This is a genomic window from Lactobacillus sp. 3B(2020), assembly GCF_013487845.1.
Taxonomy (GTDB): Bacteria; Bacillota; Bacilli; order Lactobacillales; family Lactobacillaceae; genus Limosilactobacillus; species Limosilactobacillus alvi.
Genome location: NZ_CP047410.1, coordinates 331483 through 353815, shown reverse-complemented (window position 1 = coordinate 353815; position 22333 = coordinate 331483). Strand labels below are relative to the sequence as shown.

Genomic DNA, 22333 nt, shown 5'->3' with positions numbered 1-22333 from the left:
CTTCCCTAACGGTCGCACCCTTGCATGGGCTCACAAACGCCAAACCAGTTGGCTGGTTCGCTCCAAATCACGGCCTTAGCGGAGTCTGTTTTTCCATCCGCTTTTATTTAAGCTCAAATTTCCTGGAGGTTACCTTCCGCAATTGTTGCCAATTGATCTGGTAACCGATTCCGGGTTGAGCCGGTACTTGGACAAAGATTCCGGCCAGGGTAACTGGTGGGGTAATGATGTCAGTCGTAAAGAAGCGCCCTGAAGCCGACAAATCATTGGGGAGGTTAATTCCCGGTAAGGTTGCTAAAGCGAGGTTAGCGGCCCGACCAATCCCCGTATCGACCATTCCACCAACCCAACAATCAATACCGACTTGCTGAGCATACGCTTGAATAGCCTTAGCCTGACTTAAGCCACCAACCCGGGCAACTTTTAGATTAATTACTTTCCCCGCCCCTAGTTTCACCATCGCTTTGACATCCGCTATGGTAACGATACTTTCATCAAGACAAATTGGCGTCTTAATATGAGCTTGCAGGTCTGCGTGTTCGACTAAATCCCCAGCCGCTAGCGGTTGTTCCAGCATCAAAAGATTAAGGGAATCAAACTGTTTTAGGTGGTTGACATCTGCCAACGTGTAGGCTGAGTTAGCATCAGCCATTAACATCAAGTCCGGAAATTTTTCCCGCACTGCTTTAAGATAGGTAAAATCATGGCCAGGTTTAACTTTGATTTTCACCCGTCGATAACCTTCATTAACCGCTGATTGGACCTTGCTAACTAAAGTTGCCGGGTCAGATTGTAAACCAATCGCAATTCCCGCTTCCGCTTCATTTCTTACCCCACCGAGGGCTTGGGCTAGCGGGATCCCCTGTCGCTTTGCGTATAAATCCCAAAGGGCACAATTTACCGCGGCCTTAGCCATTTCATTTCCCTGGTAGCCGGCAAATTGGTCATCAAAATCAGTTGGTGTTAGATAGGAATGATTTATTAACTTAGGAAGAACGAGTTCCGTTAAAAAGGCCCAAGCTCCACTGCGGAATTCAGCAGTATAAAAAGGGGTCGCGAAAGCGGAACATTCCCCATATCCGTGATTCTTCATTTCATCGGTTAATTCTAAAATTAAGGCCGGTTTAGTTGTCATCTTAGCTTCACTACTAATAAAGGGATGGCGCAGCGGGAGGTCAATTTGCCAAAGGTTAATTGCGGTAATGTGCATTATTTAGTCCTTTCATTAAGCAAGTCTTTTTGCTAATTATAAGCAGTATTTACGCTAAGTTAAAGCAACTCCAAATTACTTATCATAAAAAAATAAACTGGAAAATTCTAACAAGACACTTGAAATTATTTTTATTGTCCGAGATAGTACCGATAATTTAATGATTTGGTATGAAAACACAAAGAAACGGAGATTAGTATCAGTGGCCTTGCATAGTGAGCCTAAGATAGTGAAAGTTAGGTCATGAAAGTAACTGTGAAGTGGCTAAGGCAACGAAGTGGAGTTTTAGCCGGGAGCGCCCGTTACCGCACCAACGTATCTGATTGATTCATGGAGGTGAGGTGTCACTAGTGATGGTGACCTGAATAAAGGTGGTAACACGCAATGGAGGATGGGAAAAACTCCTTGACGGCCTGGTTGGGATAAGGAGAACGAAGGTTGGTTCGTGGGAGCTTGGCGTCGGTGAACCCATGCAAAGCTAAATAGGTTGGGCGACGGGGCCACTTGGTTGTTATCTTAACCCTAGTTTCATAATTTAAAATAGAAGAATGGCCGGTAGGAAACGCTTCTTACCGGCCGCTTATTTCTACGGATCTACAATATTTGGTACTGACAAGGAGACGAATTAAGGAATTACTAGTTGGAATAAACCCAGTTGGCACACCACAGGCACACCGAAAAGATTTAATGTGAATATGCAAGAATATAATTATATATTAAACACAAAAATAAAAGCGATCAGAATAAATCTGACCGCTTTTTAAGTAAAGACCTGAATATTTAAAAATGCCAACTAGAGGAATCGAACCTCCGACCTTCTCTTTACGAGGGAGATGCTCTACCGACTGAGCTAAGTTGGCATAAAATAAAAGATGTTGACCCAACCATCAACATCTTACAACTCCGGTAGTCAGACTCGAACTGACGACACCCTGATTAACAGTCAGGTGCTCTACCGACTGAGCTATACCGGAATAATGCGTGGCGACGCCCTATCCTCACAGGGAGCGATCCCCCAACTACTTTCGGCGCGTTGAAGCTTAACTTCTGTGTTCGGCATGGGAACAGGTGTATCCTTCAAGCCATCATCACCACACTCTATCCTTTTCAGGATTGAAAGCTTGTGCTTTCAAAACTAAACAATATCTTTCCCCTCAAGCAACCTACCACCTTTTACCTTGGTTAAGTCCTCGACCGATTAGTAATGGTCCGCTCCATGCGTCACCGCACTTCCACTTCCATCCTATCTACCTCATCATCTCTAAGGGGTCTTACTTCCTTAACGGAATGGGAAATCTCATCTTGAGGCGAGTTTCACACTTAGATGCTTTCAGCGTTTATCTCATCCATACATAGCTACCCAGCGGTGCTCCTGGCGGAACAACTGGTACACCAGCGGTATGTCCATCCCGGTCCTCTCGTACTAAGGACAGGTCCTCTCAAATTTCCTACGCCCGCGACGGATAGGGACCGAACTGTCTCACGACGTTCTGAACCCAGCTCGCGTACCGCTTTAATGGGCGAACAGCCCAACCCTTGGGACCGACTACAGCCCCAGGATGCGATGAGCCGACATCGAGGTGCCAAACCTCCCCGTCGATGTGGACTCTTGGGGGAGATAAGCCTGTTATCCCCAGGGTAGCTTTTATCCGTTGAGCGATGGCCCTTCCATACGGAACCACCGGATCACTAAGCCCGACTTTCGTCCCTGCTCGACCTGTCTGTCTCGCAGTCAAGCTCGCTTGTGCCTTTACACTCTGTGAATGATTTCCAACCATTCTGAGCGAACCTTTGGGCGCCTCCGTTACCTTTTGGGAGGCGACCGCCCCAGTCAAACTGCCCACCTGACACTGTCTCCCACCACGATGAGTGGTGCGGGTTAGAGTGGTCATAGTGCAAGGGTAGTATCCCACCAACGCCTCCACCGAAACTAGCGTCCCGGTTTCTATGGCTCCTACCTATCCTGTACAAGCAATACAAACACTCAATATCAAGCTACAGTAAAGCTCCATGGGGTCTTTCCGTCCTGTCGCGGGTAGCCTGCATCTTCACAGGCAATTCAATTTCACCGAGTCTCTCGTTGAGACAGTGCCCAGATCGTTACGCCTTTCGTGCGGGTCGGAACTTACCCGACAAGGAATTTCGCTACCTTAGGACCGTTATAGTTACGGCCGCCGTTTACTGGGGCTTCAATTCAGAGCTTCGCCGAAGCTAACCCTTCCTTTTAACCTTCCAGCACCGGGCAGGCGTCAGCCCCTATACTTCATCTTACGATTTTGCAGAAACCTGTGTTTTTGATAAACAGTCGCCTGGGCCTTTTCACTGCGGCTGGTCTTGCGACCAGCACCCCTTCTCCCGAAGTTACGGGGTCATTTTGCCGAGTTCCTTAACGAGAGTTCACTCGCTCACCTTAGGATTCTCTCCTCGACTACCTGTGTCGGTTTGCGGTACGGGTAGTTAGTTACTCACTAGAAGCTTTTCTCGGCAGCGTGACATCAACGACTTCGCTACTATAATTTCACTCCCCATCACAGCTTGTTAACCCGGATTAAAACATTTAACTCTAACCCTAACTTACTGCTTGGCCGGACACTTCCAATCGTCCGGATCGTTTAGCCTTCTGCGTCCCTCCATCATTCAAACGCAACTAACTAGTACAGGAATCTCAACCTGTTAGCCATCGACTACGCCTTTCGGCCTCGCCTTAGGTCCCGACTTACCCTGGGAGGACGAGCCTTCCCCAGGAAACCTTAGTCATTCGGTGGACAGGATTCTCACCTGTCTTTCGCTACTCATACCGGCATTCTCACTTCTAAGCGCTCCACTAGTCCTCACGGTCTAACTTCATCGCCCTTAGAACGCTCTCCTATCACTCAACCTAACGGTTGAATCCACAGTTTCGGTAATATGCTTAGCCCCGGTACATTTTCGGCGCAGGATCACTCGACTAGTGAGCTATTACGCACTCTTTAAATGATGGCTGCTTCTGAGCCAACATCCTAGTTGTCTATGCAACTCCACATCCTTTTCCACTTAGCATATATTTTGGGACCTTAACTGGTGATCTGGGCTGTTCCCCTTTCGACGGTGGATCTTATCACTCATCGTCTGACTCCCGGACATGAATCGATGGCATTCGGAGTTTATCTGAAGTTGGTAACCCATGACGGGCCCCGTGTTCAAACAGTGCTCTACCTCCAAGATTCTTAATTCCGAGGCTCCCCCTAAAGAGATTTCGGAGAGAACCAGCTATCTCCAAGTTCGTTTGGAATTTCACCGCTACCCACACCTCATCCCAGCCTTTTTCAACAGACACGGGTTCGGACCTCCAGTGCGTTTTACCGCACCTTCATCCTGGACATGGGTAGGTCACCTGGTTTCGGGTACATAACTACGTACTTCGTACGCCCATTTCAGACTCGCTTTCGCTACGGCTCCGGTTTTTCCACCTTAACCTTGCACGTAATCATGACTCGCCGGTTCATTCTGCAAGAGGCACGCCGTCACCCATTAACGGGCTCCGACAGCTTGTAGGCACATGGTTTCAGGAACTCTTTCACTCCCCTCCCGGGGTGCTTTTCACCTTTCCCTCACGGTACTGGTTCACTATCGGTCACTAGGGAGTATTTAGCCTTGCGAGATGGTCCTCGCGGATTCCGACGGGGTTTCACGTGTCCCGCCGTACTCAGGATCCTGAACTGAGGGGGTAAGGTTTCGTCTACTGGACTATCACCATCTCTGGTGCAGCTTCCCAACTGCTTCGACTACCTTGCCCCTTGGTAACTCAAACGTTCAGTCCTACAACCCCAACAAGCAAGCTCGTTGGTTTGGGCTCTTTCCGTTTCGCTCACCGCTACTCAGGAAATCGATTTTTCTTTCTCTTCCTGCAGCTACTTAGATGTTTCAGTTCACTGCGTCTACCGCTTACTAGCTATGAATTCACTAGTCAAGCAACTAACGACTAAGTTAGTTAGGTTTCCCCATTCGGAAATCTCCGGATCAAAGTGTACTTACCACTCCCCGAAGCATATCGGTGTTAGTCCCGTCCTTCATCGGCTCCTAGTACCAAGGCATTCACCATGCGCCCTTTGTAACTTAACCTGATTGATCGACGATCAATCGAGTTAATTGAGATAGCGATTATATTCGTTAAAAACTCAAATAACGCGGTGTTCTCGGTTTTCTTGATTATTTAGAAAAGATATTATTTAGTTTTCAAAGTACAAACTTTTACCAACTATCGTTGGTAATGGAGAATATCGGGATCGAACCGATGACCTCCTGCTTGCAAAGCAGGTGCTCTCCCAGCTGAGCTAATTCCCCATAATGGGCCTAAGTGGACTCGAACCACCGACCTCACGCTTATCAGGCGTGCGCTCTAAACCAACTGAGCTATAGGCCCAAATAAGCGAGCTATTAAATTGAGAGGTAAACCCCTCAAAACTGAACAAAGTTTCAACGCTGTGTAGGTTTCCGATTAATTCCTTAGAAAGGAGGTGATCCAGCCGCAGGTTCTCCTACGGCTACCTTGTTACGACTTCACCCCAGTCATCTGCCCTGCCTTAGGCGGCTGGCTCCAAAAGGTTACCCCACCGACTTTGGGCATTGCAAACTCCCATGGTGTGACGGGCGGTGTGTACAAGGCCCGGGAACGTATTCACCGCGGCATGCTGATCCGCGATTACTAGCGATTCCGACTTCGTGCAGTCGAGTTGCAGACTGCAGTCCGAACTGAGAACGGTTTTAAGAGATTAGCTTGCCCTCGCGAGTTCGCAACTCGTTGTACCGTCCATTGTAGCACGTGTGTAGCCCAGGTCATAAGGGGCATGATGATCTGACGTCGTCCCCACCTTCCTCCGGTTTGTCACCGGCAGTCTCACTAGAGTGCCCAACTAAATGCTGGCAACTAGTAACAAGGGTTGCGCTCGTTGCGGGACTTAACCCAACATCTCACGACACGAGCTGACGACGACCATGCACCACCTGTCATTGCGTCCCCGAAGGGAACGCCCTATCTCTAGGGTTGGCGCAAGATGTCAAGACCTGGTAAGGTTCTTCGCGTAGCTTCGAATTAAACCACATGCTCCACCGCTTGTGCGGGCCCCCGTCAATTCCTTTGAGTTTCAACCTTGCGGTCGTACTCCCCAGGCGGAGTGCTTAATGCGTTAGCTGCGGCACTGAAGGGCGGAAACCCTCCAACACCTAGCACTCATCGTTTACGGCATGGACTACCAGGGTATCTAATCCTGTTCGCTACCCATGCTTTCGAGCCTCAGCGTCAGTTGCAGACCAGGCAGCCGCCTTCGCCACTGGTGTTCTTCCATATATCTACGCATTCCACCGCTACACATGGAGTTCCACTGCCCTCTTCTGCACTCAAGTCATCCAGTTTCCGATGCACTTCTTCGGTTAAGCCGAAGGCTTTCACATCAGACTTAGAAAACCGCCTGCGCTCGCTTTACGCCCAATAAATCCGGATAACGCTTGCCACCTACGTATTACCGCGGCTGCTGGCACGTAGTTAGCCGTGACTTTCTGGTTGAATACCGTCAATACTAGAACAGTTACTCTCTAGCATGTTCTTCTTCAACAACAGAGCTTTACGAGCCGAAACCCTTCTTCACTCACGCGGTGTTGCTCCATCAGGCTTGCGCCCATTGTGGAAGATTCCCTACTGCTGCCTCCCGTAGGAGTATGGACCGTGTCTCAGTTCCATTGTGGCCGATCAGTCTCTCAACTCGGCTACGCATCATTGCCTTGGTAAGCCATTACCTTACCAACAAGCTAATGCGCCGCAGGCCCATCCAGAAGTGATAGCCGAAACCATCTTTTAAACATTAACCAGGCGGTTAATGTTGTTATGCGGTATTAGCACTTGTTTCCAAATGTTGTCCCCCGCTTCTGGGCAGGTTGCCTACGTGTTACTCACCCGTCCGCCACTCGTTGGTAAACCAACGTCAATCAGATGCAAGCATCATCAATCAGTTGGGCCAACGCGTACGACTTGCATGTATTAGGCACACCGCCGGCGTTCATCCTGAGCCAGGATCAAACTCTCATATAAAACAAGAATTTGAGATAGCTCTCAAAAATAAATTAAGCGAATTGACTTCGCAAATGTTTTGCCTCGATCATTAAGATCAAGGACCCTACACATTTGATTCGTCGAAACTTTATTCAGTTTTCAAAGGTCTACCGAATTGCTTGGAAAGTTAATTCCCAGCGCTTAGTCATTATATCATCTGGTTTAGAAGATGTTAAGAACTTTTTTGAATTATTTTGAAGCTCTTAATTACTAAGCTCATCAGCAACTCTTACATGTTATCAAATCATCAACTCTTTGTCAACTACTTTTTTAATTAACTTTTGTTGATCAGCAGTGAATTTACTTAACTGCCGTGACAACGATATCTAATATACAGGGTTCCCTAGCCTCTGTCAACAAAATTTCGAAATTAATTTTCAATTTTTTTATCTCCGAATTTTAACTTTATTCAATTTCTAAATCATCGCTGAATCACTAACTTTATTCCCGTTTTTCGATGAATCACCCGGCTTTAATATTTAGAATTTTGGGTATCAACATCCCGATTTCAAAGTAAAATTTGCAGATACTTTTTACAATTTCCATTTAATTTAAATCTCGTTTCTAACTTCAGCAAATAAAAAAAGCCCAGGGTAGTTTCAAAACTACTCTGAGCTTAGCAATTATTACTTCTTTGGCCGCATGGTTGGGAAGAGCAAAACATCCCGAATCGACTTAGCATCAGTCAAGAGCATGACTAACCGGTCAATGCCAACCCCGAGTCCCCCCGTAGGTGGCATTCCGTATTCGAGGGCTTCCACGAAGTCTTCATCGATTGGTTGGTATTCATCATTCCCTTGAGCATGTTCTTCGGCTTGCTTTTCAAACCGTTGCCGTTGATCAATTGGGTCGTTTAATTCACTAAAGGCGTTAGCAAATTCACTACCTAAAATATAAAGTTCAAATCGGTCAGTAAACCGTGAATCTTGTTCGTTAACTTTAGCCAATGGTGAAATTTCAACTGGGTGCCCATAAATAAAGACTGGTTCTTGGAGCTGGTCTTGGACCTTTTCTTCAAAGAAGGCGTTGATAATGTGGCCAACCTTCCACCAATCTTCATATTCAATTCCATTTTCGTCAGCGAGCTTCTTAGCGTCATCGTCTGACATCGGTTCCCAGAAATCAATCCCGGTGTACTTCTTAATTGCATCCACCATGTGCATCCGGGCAAATGGCTTGGTAAAGTCCATTTCATGCCCTTGATAAGTAAACTTAAGGTTCGGGTGAACAGCCTTAGTAGCGGCCTTGACGATCCCTTCCGTTTCTTCCATCACATCATTGAAGTCAAAGTACGCAGCATACGTTTCCATCGTATCAAACTCAGGATTGTGGCGCAGATCCATCCCCTCGTTCCGGAAAATCCGCCCTAGTTCATAAACCCGTTCCATTCCCCCAACAATCAACCGCTTCAACCGTAATTCGGTCGCAATCCGCATGTACATATCGATATCAAGGGCGTTATGGTGCGTAATAAATGGCCGAGCTTCAGCACCAGAAGCCACATTTTCCAAAATTGGGGTTTCTACTTCCGTAAAATCATTGTCATCCATGTACCGCCGAATGGCCTTGATGATTTTAGTCCGGTTTTGGAAACGTTCAAAGCTTTCCCGGTTGGTAATTAAGTCCAGGTAACGTTGCCGGTAAACCAATTCAGGGTCTTGAAGACCATGGTACTTATCTGGTAATGGCCGTAATGCCTTCGTTAAGAAGGTGATTTCAGAGGCCCGGACAGTCAATTCACCAACTTTGGTCTTAATAACATCCCCCCGGATCCCCCAGAAGTCACCAATATCAGATTCCTTAAAAAGCTTATAAGCTTCTTCGCCAACCCGGTCTTGCCGAATGTAGAACTGAATCCGCCCACCACGGTCAAGCAGGTCACCAAAGCTAGCCTTACCGCTTCCCCGCTTAGCGATCATCCGTCCAGCGATCGTAACCATGTTACCCTGTTCAAGTAAGAGCTCGCCACTGAGTTCGCCATACTTAGCGCGGATATCCGTTGAAATATCATGGTCAGGAACAAACCGGTGGCCAAATGGCGCAACACCAGCATCCCGCAAAGCTTGCATCTTTTCTCGACGAACGATCATCTGGTCGTTCAATTTTTCTTCTGCCATCTTAAAGTGATCCTCCTCTACTGTGCTCGGCGCATTTGCTTTCTTTGCTCCAGGCTTTCAATAAATTCATCAAAAATATCGTTAACTTCTTGTTGAGTCTTGGCTTCCATGACCTTAACCTTGGTCCGGGCTGACCGCGGAATTCCCTTTAGGTAATATGCTGCTTGACCGCGGAATTCAGGAACCGCATTGTGCTCTCCTTTAAGCTCAATCAGCCGGGCGAGGTGGTCCTTAGCCGTTTGTAACTTTTCCGCTGGGGTAGCTTCTGGTAATAATTCGCCCGTTTCAAGGTAATGAACCGTTTGGGTTAACATCCAAGGATTTCCCATGGCAGCTCGGCCAATCATAATTGCATCAGCGCCAGTATAATCCAAGACATACTTAGCATCTTCAGCTGAGCGGATATCGCCGTTTGCCATAAATGGAATCGTCAACTGGCTGGCAACTTCTTTTAAGATATCCCAGTCGGCATGACCAGAATACATTTGTTTCCTGGTCCGGCCATGCATCGCTAAAGCAGCAGCTCCCGCTTTTTCAGCTGCCAGGGCGTTTTCAACGGCATAAATATGCTTGTCATCCCAACCAGTCCGCATCTTAACTGTAACTGGCTTTTTAACAGCGTCCACCACATAGGCAACCATTTCGTAAACTTTCTTTGGATCAAGTAACCACCGGGAACCCGCATCAATATTAACTACCTTGTTAACTGGGCATCCCATATTAATATCAATCACATCGGCGTCGGTATTTTGGTCAATAAACTTGGCCCCTTCGACTAAGGTTTCCTTGGTTCCCCCAAAAATTTGAATTCCCATTGGGTGTTCTGATGGATCAACCCCCGTCATAGAAAGGGTCTTTTTGTTTTTGTACATGATCCCCCGGTCAGAAATCATTTCACAAACGACGTATCCAGCGCCAAACTTTTTACAGATGACCCGAAAGGCCTTATTGGTTACCCCAGCCATGGGTGCAACAACAACCTGATTTGGGATTTTAACATCCCCGATTTGCCATTCCATCTTTTCCCCCTTTATGCCCAAATAATGATTAATTTTCAGGTTCGACTTTTATATACACAATGACTAACTTACCATTTTTTTCTAATAATGACCAGTCTCGTTTTTATTTCTGCTTCTTTTGTATATCTTGATACTTTAGCATGCCTTTTAATTCAGCTTCACTGAACTGGTATTTCTTCCCACAGAATTGGCAAACAGCTTCTGCTCCATGATCTTCATCGATCATCGCCTGAATTTCATCTGGGCGTAAGGTTGCAAGTGCCCGGGTAAAACGATCCTTGGAACAATTACACTTAAATTGTACCGGCATCGTTTGATGAAGTTTTAATTCTTGATCCTTAAAAATCATCCTTAAGATCTCTTCTGGCGTTTTACCGTCTCGCAGTAACTCTGAAACCAATGGAAGATCCTTAATCGAAGCTTCAAGTTGGGTTAAGGCCTCATCGGTCGCGCCGGGTAAAGCTTGAACCAAAAAGCCCCCCGCAACGTCAATTGAATCGTCTTGATTAACAAAAACCGAAAGGCCCATTGCGGATGGGATTTGCTCGGATTGCGCTAAATAGTAAGTGAAATCTTCACCAAGCTCACCCGAAACCAGGTTTACTTCGCCGGTATATGGCGTTTTATCAGTTAGCGCCATCTTGGTGACCGACAATACCCCAGTCGTCCCAACGGCTCCCTTCACATCAATTTTACCTTGCTTGTTAAGTGGCAAGTTCACGTGGGGTTGCTTTACGTAACCACGGACATCCCCATTGGCCTGCCCATCACAAACAATAAAGCCGACTGGACCGTTTCCTTGGATCTTAACCGTTAAATGGCCATCGCCTTGCAGACCAGAAGTTGCTAATAGAATTGTCCCAACTAAGCTCCGGCCGAGGGCTGCTGAGGCGGCTGACCACGTATCATGAATTTCATGGGCATCTTCAACAACTTGACTAGCCCGAACTGCATAAGCTCGGAACATTCCGTTCATCGCCGTTCCCTTTACCAAATAATCCTTTGTCATTTATTTGCTCCCTTTCTTTTTTCTCATACCCTTAAGCATACCAATTCCCTAATGGAAGGGCAACTCAACGGTACCAGCGATAATAAAAAAGAGACTGGAGCATTGCTCCAATCTCTTTTTGGCTAATCTTCATCTGAACTCGAATCACTATTAGCTGAAGAACTAGCTGATTCATCTGTTTCCGAACTAGGGGTTGCAGGTGCCTTTGGTTCTTCACTAGCTGACGTTTGCTTTGGCTTAGGTTGATCCGCCGCTGAATTAGCCAGTTGTTCAACTGAATCTGCCGTTTGAGCTTCATCATTAGCTTCTTCGGTCGCAGTTGCCCGGGCGTTTTCCCGCCGTTCAAGTTCTCGCTTGGATTCTTCAAAAGTTTGGGCGCGGTGTTCTTCTTCCGCCACTTCAACATCCTTTTCTGGCATCTTTCCCGTCTTGTAAAGACTAAGAATTTGCTTTTCATCCAAGGTTTCGTACTCAAGTAGGGCTTCTGCAATGATCCGGTGTTGTTCCCGGTGAGTCTCAATAATGTGCAAGGCTTCTTCATGCCCTTCATTCAAGATCCGGCGAACTTCTTCATCGATTAAAGCCGCTGTCCGTTCAGAATATGGTGATTGACCAAATTCTTGGCCAGTAAAGACCGCCCCGGAAGATTGTAATTCAACCGGTCCAATCTTTTCAGACATCCCATACTGGGTAACCATGGCCCGCGCAATCTGAGTTGCTTGTTCAAAGTCGTTTGAGGCCCCAGAAGATTGGGACTTGAAGATTAATTCTTCGGCAGCCCGACCACCCATCAAACCAGCAATTTGTTCTTGGGCATTCTTCTTTGACATCAGCATTTGATCCTCTTTTGGCAACATAATTGCGTAACCGCCGGCCCGGCCCCGGGGAACAATCGTAACCTTGTGAACAACCCGGGCATCGTTAAGTACCAGCCCAACGATCGTATGACCAGCCTCGTGGTAGGCCACTGTCCGCCGTTCTTGCTTTGAAATAACCCGATCCCGCTTAGCTGGACCAGCAATTACCCGATCTTCGGCTTCATCAACGTCAGCGGCGTCAATTTCAGTCTTATTCCGCCGAGCAGCCAGCAAGGCCGCTTCGTTTAAGAGGTTAGCAAGATCAGCCCCAACGAAACCAGGCGTTTGCTTAGCGATTTCCTTTAAGTCAACATCGCTAGCTAATGGTTTATTCTTGGCATGAACCCGAAGAATAGCTTCCCGGCCTCGCACATCAGGCCGACCGACAAGAATCTTCCGATCAAACCGTCCTGGCCGTAGTAAGGCTGGGTCTAAGACATCTGCCCGGTTAGTAGCAGCCATTACAATGACCCCTTCATCACCTTGGAACCCATCCATTTCGACCAAAAGTTGGTTTAAGGTTTGTTCACGTTCATCATGACCGCCCCCCATACCATTACCACGCCGCCGACCAACGGCATCGATTTCATCGATAAAGATGATCGCTGGAGCAGCCTTCTTGGCTTGTTCAAAGAGGTCCCGAACCCGGCTAGCCCCGACCCCAACAAACATTTCAACGAAGTCAGAACCAGAAATGGAGAAGAATGGAACCCCAGCTTCCCCGGCAACGGCCCGAGCAAGCAAGGTCTTCCCAGTTCCGGGAGGGCCTTCAAGCAATACCCCAGATGGAATCTTTGCGCCTAACTTCATAAATTTCTTTGGGTTCTTCAAGAACTCAACGACTTCGACCAATTCCTGTTTTTCTTCTTCTTCCCCAGCAACGTCAGAGAAGCGAACCTTGTTTTCCTTGGCATCGGCAGGCTTGGCCTTGGATTTACCAAAGCTCATCACCCCACGTCCACCGCCACCTTGGCCGGCTTGACCCATCATCATGTAGAAGAAGAAAATCATGATTACCAATGGCAAGATCATCGTCAAGAGGTTAGCCCAAAAGCCATTACTTTCCTCTGGTTTTGTCGTGACCTTTACCTTATCATGATCAGCATATTTTTGGAGTTGGCCCATCGTAACTTCACTTTGAAGCACCGAACTTTGGAAGTTCTTAGTGGTCCCGCTTGCTTGACTAGCAAAGGAGAAACCACCCTTATCACTGCTACTTACCGATTGAGCTTTTCGATAGGTCCCAGTAATCTTGTAAACGCCCCCGTTTGGTTGCACCGTAAAGTCCTTGACCTTATTATCCTTTAATTCAGTAATGAACTCACTTTGGGAGACTTCCTTTGTTTGACCAGAATGCGTGCGACCCCCGAAAAAGTAGTACGCAATCCCCATAATACAAAGGAAAATTACTGAGTAAAAAAGGACGTTATGAGTGAACCCGTTGTTTTTCCGATTGTTGTTCATAACAACCTCCTCATCCAACGGCTATCTGCCATTCATAATGGCCTTAATATACCACACTTGACTAACATTGACCATTAATTTAAACAACAAATGTCAGTCTTGTAAAATTACTTGCTGTAAACAGCTGGCTTCAAAATCCCAACATACGGTAAGTTCCGGTAAAAGCCATCGTAATCAAGTCCATATCCAACTAAAAATTCGTTTGGCACAGTAAAGCCGGCATAATCAGCTTTAACTGTTACGGCTTCATCACGCCCGTCTGGTTTATCAAGCATGGTGGCAACCTTAATTGACTTAGCACCCCGTTTTTTTAATAAATCAACTAAGAATTGAAGCGTCCGCCCGGAATCAATGATATCTTCACAAATTAAAATATCTTTTCCCTTAACATCCGACTTTAGATCGCGGACTAATTCAACTCGACCAGATGATTCGGTTCCCCCAAAATAACTTGAAACATCGATAAAATCTAAAGTGGTATAAACATCCAACTTTTCCAGTAAGTCAACCGTAAATAAAATTGCTCCGGTTAAAACTGAAATTACCACTGGTCGCTTGTCAGCATAGTCATTTTCAATTTGCTTTGCCATTTCAGCAATCCGGCTTTGAATTTGGCTTTCACTATACAAGACACGCTCAATATCGTTATTCATGATTTTCTACCTTTCTTTGAAAGAATCGTAACTGTTGCCATCCGTTAGTTTGTTTTGGCCAATCCCACCAAGCAGTTTTATAACCAATTAACCACCAAACCCGCCCAGACTGATCAACTAAAACTTTAGCTTTTTGCCGTTGATCAACGGGAACTTTTTGATTAATAAAAATTCGCCGTACCGTCTGAAATCCCCCATTTTTCAACCGGAGACGATCTGTGAGTTTGGCCGGGCGGATCATCAACGGTAAGTCGCTTGGACGAAGCCAGACCGTTGCCACTAAGTGGTTGAGTGGTAAATCCGTTTGCCGATTGGCACTAATTAAAATTGCTCGGCTTGAATTTACAGTTTGCCAATGAGCAAATTTTACCATATTTTGCCCCGAATCATTCGGCTTTTGATTCAATTTATCCAAATTTTCCAAATAAAGCAAATGGTAGTTCCGAATTAATCGCCATTTTCCTGGTAAAGCGAAAGTTTGGTTCGGTAATTCTCCCGGTTGGAGCCGACGTTGAAGTTGTACCAAGGCCGTCCACTTATAATTTACGATTCCGTTTTGATGGAGCCATGTTTGCAATAACAACCGCTGGGTAGCCGCCGAAGATTGCCACCATAAGCGCAAATCAAGCCCCTTTTCACTAACTAATGACTGTAATTGAGTTTGTAGCTGGGTTTGCGCAAAAGTTAACCAGTCTTGCAATTGAGCCGCAGTCTGACCAAGATCCGAAATAATTTGGGGATTTTCGGTGGCAAGCTCTGGTAGATATTGATGGCGATACCGATTACGAGTAATTGATAAATCCTGATTCGTCTCATCTTCATACCACTTAACCCCGTGAGTTTTAGCATAGTCAATTAAGATCACTTTGGGGATGGTCAACAAAGGACGGATCAGTTCACCACCTGCGAAGGGCCGTTGAGGACGGAGGCCAGCTAATTGGTGGGGATCACCACCGCGAACTAGTTTCATCAAAACTGTTTCGGCTTGATCATTTGCATGATGGGCAGTTAATAAAATTTTAGCCTTGGTTTCAGACATAATCGTAGCAAAAAATTGATACCGCGCCTGACGAGCTGCCGCTTCAAGACCATTTTTAGGATGATCTTGCCACTGCATCACTCGTAAGGTTAGCTGGTGTGCTTGGCAATATTGGCGGAGATAGCGCTCTTCAATTTGACTTTGGGATCGCAAGTGGTGGTTAACATGGGCGACAATCAAACGTTCCTTCGGCACCAAATTTTGGACTAAGGTTAATAGCACCATCGAATCAACCCCGGTTGAAGTTGCCACAATGATTGGAGTTGGGGTAGCAAAAAAGCGACTCCCTTCAAGGTGCCGCTTAATTACCATTTCTAAATTCGTTACCATTAGCTTCGCCGACCACCACGGCCACCCCGTTTACCATCGGTTTGCCGCTTCAAAATGGAAAGCCGGGATTCACTTTCCTTCATAAAAGAAGCTAACATACTGTTAAAGTCATCATTTTGATGGTGGCTTGCGTGAGGCTTAAAACCCGCTTGTGAACGTGGCTGGGAATTTGTAGTTTCCCGGCGAAAATGTTCATGCCGTTCATGTCCCCGACTGCCTTCATGGTAATTATGCCGACCTTCCTGTTCGCCATGCCTTGAACGAGCTGGCCGTTCTTCAACCGCCTTCATCGAAAGGGCAATTTTTCCATCTGGGGCAACCTTAACAACTTTTGCGGTAACTTCATCCCCAACTGCCAAGACATCATGGATATCCTTAACAAATGAGTTTGAAATCTGACTGATATGCACTAATCCCGTTTGATTATCATCTAAATCTACAAACGCTCCAAAGTTAGTAATTCCTGAAATCTTTCCAGAAACCTTAGCGCCTTCTTCAACTGCCATGAACAGTAAATCCTCCTCAATAATTGTGGTAGCACCTAGAAAGAAGGCTTTCTCTGATAGCGCTCTGCGCACTAAATCTTACTTCCTAGCCGAAACCCTTAAAAATCCTTAAATTCATTGTAGTTGAGTATACCATACTCACTACTTAATTTGATCGCTTTACTTAACAAAGTTGTAGATAATTTCACCTTTCTTAGCGTAGTTATACTTTGAGCGCAGTAACTCTTGTAAGTAAGTTGGATCTTTTAATAACTTTTGTTTTTGCGTTAATTCTTTATTTTGCACCTGCTTTTTTTGCAACGTTACCTTAGCGGATTTGATTTGGCTATCAACTTGACTGATTTGACGATGCGTCGACCATAACTGAATCCCTAAGGTAGTCGCAATCACCAAAAATATGCCTAGGATTACGCTTGCTCGTCGGATATGAACTCGTTTGCGCTCTTCACGTTGGATTTGTGCCAGCTGACCAACGGCCCGAGTATATTCGTTATCTAACTTTGTTACCCGTTTATTTACCACGACCCATACTCCTTTCGACTAATCACTTCTAGTCGTAAGTATGACACACGATACTAAATAATGTCTAGCCGACATCCAAAATTAAATTCATTTTTTATTTAGTAATTTTTAATGGGAATCTCAATTACCAGGTAAGGCGCATGGAACCGCTAAACAGCCTTTGAAATAAATTAACTGCCTTGAACTTGGCTTGCTTATCATCGCAAAATTTTCGGCAAAACCTTCTTAATCATCAAACGTCTCCGCATACTCCTCGGAAAGGATGGTGTACATGGCGTCGGCGTCGGCCTTCTTAGTAGTTTCTTCAATCCGATCAATCCGGACCTTTTCAGTTTTATTGCCAAATTTGATGGTTAAAACATCCCCAATAGCCACCTTCGAAGCCGATTTTGCTTCCCGATCGTTTACCAAAATTCGCCCTTGATCGGCAATTTTCTTAGCGATCGTCCGCCGTTTAATAATTCGCGAAACCTTTAAGAATTTATCTAATCGCATCTTTTTCACCTTTCTTTTGTTCCATTATGATCACTTTTAAGTTTTCCACAAAGGTAATTAGTTGTTTCAACCAATCAGCTTGCGTCATCCGGGGCTGAATTACCAAGCGGATCGTTAGGCGCCCAACTTCATCTTCTCCCATTGTGGCTTTAAAACGAGTTTTTGATAGGGCCTGAATGATTTCTGGTGCCGTTAATTGATGGGAAGCTGCTGTTGTTAACCGGATCAAAAGGTTATCTTTTTGCCGGTGAATATAATCCAACCGGGCAAGATCAGCGTCAAGCTTTAATTCCGCTACCTGTAAGAGGGTTGCCACGGCAGCAGGATAATCACCATAGCGATCAATTAGGTCACCCGTAAGCTCCGTTAATTCCTTGGTGGAGTTAATGTTTCGTAAGGCTTTATATAGTTCAATCTTTTGACGTTGATCTTGGATATAAGTTGATGGGAAATATGCTTCTACGCCCAATTCTAGTTCGGCATCGGAAAGTTTTGGTTTAGCTTTTCCCTGCTTTTTCGCTACCGCATCCGCTAACATCGTTGAATACAGGTCATACCCAACAGAATCGATAAAGCCATGTTGTTGTTTTCCTAGCAAACTACCAGCCCCACGAATGGAAAGATCCCGCATGGCAATCTTAAAACCACTCCCTAACTCAGTAAAATCACGAATCGCCGCTAAACGCTTCTCCCCAAGTTCAGTTAAAACTTTATTAGGCTGATACATAAAGTAAGCGTAGGCGACCCGATTACTCCGGCCTATTCGACCCCGAATTTGGTATAACTGAGCCAATCCCATATGATCGGCATTCTCAACAAAGAGGGTATTAACGTTGGGAATATCTACCCCAGTTTCAATAATCGAAGTCGTAACCAGAACATCATATTCGCCCCGAATAAAGTCGTATAAGACTCCCTCCAGTTGAACCTCTGTCATTTGACCGTGAATATAGCCAATCCGCGCCTCAGGAACCAAATCTTGGAGCTGTGCAACGGTTCGTTCAATATCACTCACCCGGTTGTGTAAGTAATAAACCTGGCCTCCCCGTTGCATTTCCCGCCGGATACCGGCTTGAATTGCTCCTCCATTTTGTTCTAAAACGTAGGTCTGAATTGGATAACGTCCATCTGGTGGAGTTTCCAAGACCGAGAGATCCCGGACGCCAAGCATCGACATGTGCAAGGTCCGGGGAATTGGCGTTGCCGTTAAGGTTAAGACATCAACATTAGTTTTAAGTTGCTTTAACCGTTCCTTATGTTTGACTCCAAACCGTTGCTCTTCATCAATGATTAATAAACCAAGATCTTTAAAATGGACATCTTTTGAGAGAATCCGGTGGGTCCCGACAACTACGTCAACTGTTCCATCGGCCAATCCTTCTTCAGTCGCCTTTAGTTCTGCCCGGGTTTTAAACCGTGACATCATGGCAATCTTAACTGGGAATCCTTCAAAGCGGTCGGTTAAGGTGTCAAAGTGTTGTTGGGCAAGAATCGTGGTTGGAACTAAAAAGGCAACTTGCTTACCACCAGTAACCGCCTTAAAAATTGCGCGCATCGCAACTTCGGTTTTTCCATAGCCAACATCCCCCACCAACAACCGGTCCATTGGCTTAGCCTTCTCCATGTCAGTTTTAATTTCATCAATACTTTGTAATTGGTCTGGTGTTTCGGCATATGGAAAATTATCATCAAATTTTGCTTGCAGATAATCATCGGGTGGAAAGGCAAAGCCCTTGGCAACCTTGCGCTGAGCGTACAGATCCACTAATTCATCCGCAATATCTTCAACCTTTGCGGCTACCCGGTGCTTGGTTTTGGCCCATTCACTCCCACCTAAGCGGTTAATCCGTGGTTGTTTTCCTTCTGCGGCTACATACTTTTGGACCAGGTTTAATTGGGTAACGGGGACAAAAATTTGGGCATGGTCCCGGTAGTCGATCACGATATAATCTTGATGGACACCATCAACTTCCATCGTCTTGATCCCTGCAAATATCCCAATCCCATGATTAACATGGACCACAAAATCACCAGGCTTCAAATCGGTATACGACTTAATTCGTTCCGCATTTGATAAACGTTGGGCCCGTACCCGCCGCTTTTTTAATTGGGCAAATAATTCACTTTCAGTAATTACCACTAGTTCAGCCGGCGGAAGTTCAAAGCCATTATTTAAGCTTCCAGCCACTAGTTGTAGTTGATGAGGCTTTAATTCCGTCACCGTTGTTTCAAGGGCGCTTAACCCAAACGATGTCAGGTCAGTTGCTACTTTTCGCCGGCGTTGTTCATTTGCCGTTAAAATTACCACCGTTTCCCCTTGGTCAAGATAGCGATGGAGTTCATTTTTAAGCAAATCTACCTGGCCAAAGAAACGTTGCATTTCCCGGGCGTGGAGATCTAAGAGTTGACTAAATTGGAAGTTGCCTAACCCCTTTTTAAACCGGGCTAAGTATAACTGAGCGTGGTGATCACTAGTTAAATTGGCAATGATTTGCGGGCCAATTAGTTTCCCAGCAATCGGCCGATCAGCCTGCCAATTATTTTGATCTAAGACTAAGGTTTTCTCTTGCTCCTTAATGCGGCTCAGATCGTCAATTACTAGGCTTCCTGATTTTGGTAAGTATGCTAACAGATTCGTTGCCTTTGGAAAAATATTATCGGCATAACCAAGGGCCGTTTCCGGCACATGACCATGCTTTAATTCTTCAATCAAAGCTTGATAATCATGTTGGACTGAATTTGACTCTGCTAACGTTGATTCTAGCGTGGCTAGCTCTTCTTTTAAGCGTTTTGCGGCCGCCAGACAAGCTTGCTGATCCAAAACTAACTCGGTCGCCGGTAAAATTTCGGCTTCTTCAATATTTTGAACACTCCGCTGGCTATCAGCTTCAAAATAACGAAGTGAATCAACCTCGGTATCAAACAAGTCAATCCGCACCGGGTATGGGGTGTTAAGGGCATAAATATCAATAATCGATCCCCGGACCGCAAAATCTCCCGGAGCCATGACCATTTTTTGGCGCACATACCCCATCAGTGACAACCGTTCAATCGTTGCTGTTAAGTCTAAATCGTCACCAACGGCAACCCGAAGCGTCGCTTGATTAAAGGTGGTTGGTTGCGGTAACGGACGCATTAAACCAGCAGTAGGGGCAACGATAATTGCTGGCTGTTCAGCCTGCAAAGCATGGAGGGCCATTACCCGCGCTAATCGGTAATTTGGCGAGCTAACTGCCATCGCCATTGCCAAACTCTCTTCTGCTGGGAATGAATATACCATCGTTTCTGGCAGTAAGTTATTTAAATCATTAACCAACTCTTCCATATGGAAAAGACTATCAACCAGTACCAATTGTGGGCCAGGTAATTCTTTTTGAAGGTTTGCTAGCAAGAGGGTTTTTGCGGAACCAGCAATTCCCGTTACTAATTGCCGATGTCGCTTTTTAATTTCAACCTTTATTTTCTCGATTTGCGGAACTTGATTTAAGTAATCGGTTAACTCCATTCATCCCACCACCTAACTTTTTTAACCTGCTCTAGGTTAAGTTCTACGCAATTTTGCTTTACTTATCATCGTAGGCTTTTTGGGCAAAGCCGTTTGATTAATTATAATCATTCATCAAATGAGCGAAGTCTTCTCCCTTTACCCAATCGGCAAGGGCATCTTCGGCTTTAGCCACTGCCACATCAAAGGCTGGCCGTTCGTCCTTCGAAAATTTACCGAGGACGTGGCTCACAACCGTTCCTTGCTTAGGATGATCAATCCCAACCTTCACCCGGTTAAACTTATCCGTTCCTAAGTACTGAATAATACTCTTCAAACCATTGTGTCCCCCCGACTTACCATGAGTCTTTAAACGGACCTTACCAACTGGCATATCCAAGTCATCATTAACAATGACCAAATCAGCTAAATCAAGCCGATAGTAATCCATTAGGGGCTTAACCGCTCGCCCAGAATCATTCATATAAGTTGTCGGCTTAACCAAAATTACTTTTTCACCGTCGACAACCCCACTTGCGATAACTGCTTCAACTTTTGCGTGGGTAAATGCTCCTAGGTGATAGTCACGGGCAAATTGTTCAACCACCATAAAGCCAGTGTTATGCCGGGTTTCATCATATTGGGTACCGATATTTCCCAAGCCAACAATCATTTTCACGTTTTTCCACCTCATTTTATTATTTGGCAATCTTTTTAATTATACCGAATTTAGTGGGGAAGATTAAAGTTAACTGTTCAATAATTTTAATTTTCTTTCTCATCAGCTTCTCATTTTTCACCAATTTATGGTATGATGAAAGCCGGTATTAATTCGGTAGAAATAAAGGAGCTTTTTATGATTTTTAAATCGTTAATTAAGCCAAAGGAAACTCTTACAACCCTTTCGGAAAATGCAACGTTGGCAGACGCTTTGACCACTCTTGAAGATTCCGGATATCGGTGCGTTCCTGTGCTAGATCCTACGGGAACCATTTTTCGAGGGAATATTTACAAAATGCACCTCTATCGCCACAAATCGCGAGGCGGTGATATGAGTTTGCCTGTCACGGCATTATTAAAAAACGCTACTAAGTTTATTTCCATTAACTCATCTTTTTATACTGTTTTCTTCACTATTCGCGACTTACCATACATCGCTGTCTTGGATAGCGAAAACCATTTTTATGGGATCTTAACCCATAATAGTTTACTAAAATTATTGGCCGAAGCCTGGAACGTTAATAAAGGGAGCTACGTTATCACCGTTCGGGTTCTTGATGAACGAGGTGATCTTTCAACGATTTCAAAGGAAATTACCCGTTATACCCAAATTGTAAACGTAATTTCCTTAAATCCACACGATGATGAAACAAAGGAAATTCTGTTTACTTTACCAGCAGATGTGGATGAAGACAAACTTCAAAAAATCATTAAACGTTTGAAACGCCGCGGTTTTGAAGTTCCAGAAATTGAAAGTTTACACGCCTAATGAAAAAGGACATGTTTCAAAGTCACCCAAGAAGTGATCTTGAAACATGTCCTT

At 45.3% G+C, this 22333-nt stretch carries 13 protein-coding genes, 4 tRNA genes and 3 rRNA genes; 1 reads left to right on the top strand and 19 read right to left on the bottom strand.

Features of this window, described 5'->3' with window-relative positions:
* Positions 1 to 103: 103 nt before the first annotated feature.
* The 19 genes from menC to pth form a co-directional block, all read right to left on the bottom strand.
* Positions 104 to 1210: an o-succinylbenzoate synthase gene (gene menC, locus GTO83_RS01630; protein WP_180871428.1), complete on the bottom strand. Its 1107-nt coding sequence runs from the start codon at positions 1208 to 1210 to the stop codon at positions 104 to 106.
* A 787-nt stretch (positions 1211 to 1997) separates the two neighbouring features.
* A tRNA-Thr gene (locus tag GTO83_RS01625) sits at positions 1998 to 2070 on the bottom strand.
* A gap of 41 nt (positions 2071 to 2111) precedes the next feature.
* Positions 2112 to 2184 (bottom strand) — tRNA-Asn (locus GTO83_RS01620).
* A gap of 5 nt (positions 2185 to 2189) precedes the next feature.
* Positions 2190 to 2306: ribosomal RNA gene (rrf, locus tag GTO83_RS01615) — 5S ribosomal RNA — on the bottom strand.
* Between the two features lie 82 nt (positions 2307 to 2388).
* Positions 2389 to 5311 (bottom strand): 23S ribosomal RNA (locus tag GTO83_RS01610).
* Between the two features lie 149 nt (positions 5312 to 5460).
* Positions 5461 to 5533: transfer RNA gene (locus GTO83_RS01605), tRNA-Ala, on the bottom strand.
* A 4-nt stretch (positions 5534 to 5537) separates the two neighbouring features.
* A tRNA-Ile gene (locus tag GTO83_RS01600) sits at positions 5538 to 5612 on the bottom strand.
* Between the two features lie 87 nt (positions 5613 to 5699).
* A 16S ribosomal RNA gene (locus GTO83_RS01595) occupies positions 5700 to 7274 on the bottom strand.
* Together the 16S, 23S and 5S rRNA genes with 4 tRNA genes alongside form the textbook arrangement of a ribosomal RNA operon.
* Positions 7275 to 7921: 647 nt before the next feature.
* Positions 7922 to 9412, bottom strand: coding sequence for a lysine--tRNA ligase (gene lysS / locus GTO83_RS01590; RefSeq protein ID WP_180871427.1), 1491 nt, complete (start codon positions 9410 to 9412; stop codon positions 7922 to 7924).
* Positions 9413 to 9429: 17 nt separating this feature from the next.
* Positions 9430 to 10431, bottom strand: a complete 1002-nt coding sequence (dusB, locus tag GTO83_RS01585; protein ID WP_180871426.1) for a tRNA dihydrouridine synthase DusB — start codon at positions 10429 to 10431, stop codon at positions 9430 to 9432.
* 103 nt (positions 10432 to 10534) lie between these two features.
* A complete protein-coding gene (hslO, locus tag GTO83_RS01580) occupies positions 10535 to 11440 on the bottom strand; it encodes an Hsp33 family molecular chaperone HslO (protein ID WP_180871425.1) in 906 nt (301 codons plus the stop codon).
* 122 nt (positions 11441 to 11562) lie between these two features.
* Positions 11563 to 13761 carry an ATP-dependent zinc metalloprotease FtsH gene (gene ftsH / locus GTO83_RS01575; protein ID WP_180871424.1) on the bottom strand — a complete coding sequence of 733 codons (2199 nt, stop codon included), beginning with the start codon at positions 13759 to 13761 and terminating at the stop codon, positions 11563 to 11565.
* Between the two features lie 107 nt (positions 13762 to 13868).
* Positions 13869 to 14414 carry a hypoxanthine phosphoribosyltransferase gene (gene hpt, locus GTO83_RS01570; RefSeq protein WP_180871423.1) on the bottom strand — a complete coding sequence of 182 codons (546 nt, stop codon included), beginning with the start codon at positions 14412 to 14414 and terminating at the stop codon, positions 13869 to 13871.
* Positions 14407 to 15783: a tRNA lysidine(34) synthetase TilS gene (gene tilS, locus GTO83_RS01565; protein ID WP_180871422.1), complete on the bottom strand. Its 1377-nt coding sequence runs from the start codon at positions 15781 to 15783 to the stop codon at positions 14407 to 14409. Before tilS ends, hpt begins: the two co-directional genes overlap by 8 nt.
* The gene (locus GTO83_RS01560; protein WP_180871421.1) at positions 15783 to 16289 is read right to left on the bottom strand and encodes a S1 RNA-binding domain-containing protein; all 507 of its coding nucleotides are present in this window, start codon (positions 16287 to 16289) and stop codon (positions 15783 to 15785) included. Before GTO83_RS01560 ends, tilS begins: the two co-directional genes overlap by 1 nt.
* A 159-nt stretch (positions 16290 to 16448) precedes the next feature.
* Positions 16449 to 16811, bottom strand: a complete 363-nt coding sequence (locus tag GTO83_RS01555) for a septum formation initiator family protein (protein WP_180871420.1) — start codon at positions 16809 to 16811, stop codon at positions 16449 to 16451.
* Between the two features lie 225 nt (positions 16812 to 17036).
* A complete protein-coding gene (locus tag GTO83_RS01550) occupies positions 17037 to 17306 on the bottom strand; it encodes an RNA-binding S4 domain-containing protein (protein ID WP_180871419.1) in 270 nt (89 codons plus the stop codon).
* Positions 17293 to 20811, bottom strand: a complete 3519-nt coding sequence (gene mfd, locus GTO83_RS01545) for a transcription-repair coupling factor (RefSeq protein WP_180871418.1) — start codon at positions 20809 to 20811, stop codon at positions 17293 to 17295. The genes GTO83_RS01550 and mfd overlap by 14 nt, the downstream gene beginning before the upstream one ends.
* A 97-nt stretch (positions 20812 to 20908) precedes the next feature.
* The gene (gene pth / locus GTO83_RS01540) at positions 20909 to 21469 is read right to left on the bottom strand and encodes an aminoacyl-tRNA hydrolase (RefSeq protein ID WP_180871417.1); all 561 of its coding nucleotides are present in this window, start codon (positions 21467 to 21469) and stop codon (positions 20909 to 20911) included.
* A gap of 177 nt (positions 21470 to 21646) precedes the next feature.
* Here pth and cbpA point away from each other — a divergent pair, with 177 nt between their 5' ends.
* The gene (gene cbpA / locus GTO83_RS01535) at positions 21647 to 22279 is read left to right on the top strand and encodes a cyclic di-AMP binding protein CbpA (protein WP_180871416.1); all 633 of its coding nucleotides are present in this window, start codon (positions 21647 to 21649) and stop codon (positions 22277 to 22279) included.
* Positions 22280 to 22333: the final 54 nt, after the last annotated feature.

Bases quoted from the DNA above. Each gene is read 5' to 3' on its own strand.
- mfd (WP_180871418.1), bottom strand. From the start codon at position 20,811: ATGGAGTTAACCGATTACTTAAATCAAGTTCCGCAAATCGAGAAAATA.
- tilS (WP_180871422.1), bottom strand. From the start codon at position 15,783: ATGGTAACGAATTTAGAAATGGTAATTAAGCGGCACCTTGAAGGGAGT.
- dusB (WP_180871426.1), bottom strand. From the start codon at position 10,431: ATGGAATGGCAAATCGGGGATGTTAAAATCCCAAATCAGGTTGTTGTT.
- menC (WP_180871428.1), bottom strand. From the start codon at position 1,210: ATGCACATTACCGCAATTAACCTTTGGCAAATTGACCTCCCGCTGCGC.
- ftsH (WP_180871424.1), bottom strand. From the start codon at position 13,761: ATGAACAACAATCGGAAAAACAACGGGTTCACTCATAACGTCCTTTTT.
- GTO83_RS01550 (WP_180871419.1), bottom strand. From the start codon at position 17,306: ATGCGATTAGATAAATTCTTAAAGGTTTCGCGAATTATTAAACGGCGG.
- cbpA (WP_180871416.1), top strand. From the start codon at position 21,647: ATGATTTTTAAATCGTTAATTAAGCCAAAGGAAACTCTTACAACCCTT.
- hpt (WP_180871423.1), bottom strand. From the start codon at position 14,414: ATGAATAACGATATTGAGCGTGTCTTGTATAGTGAAAGCCAAATTCAA.
- GTO83_RS01560 (WP_180871421.1), bottom strand. From the start codon at position 16,289: ATGGCAGTTGAAGAAGGCGCTAAGGTTTCTGGAAAGATTTCAGGAATT.
- lysS (WP_180871427.1), bottom strand. From the start codon at position 9,412: ATGGCAGAAGAAAAATTGAACGACCAGATGATCGTTCGTCGAGAAAAG.
- hslO (WP_180871425.1), bottom strand. From the start codon at position 11,440: ATGACAAAGGATTATTTGGTAAAGGGAACGGCGATGAACGGAATGTTC.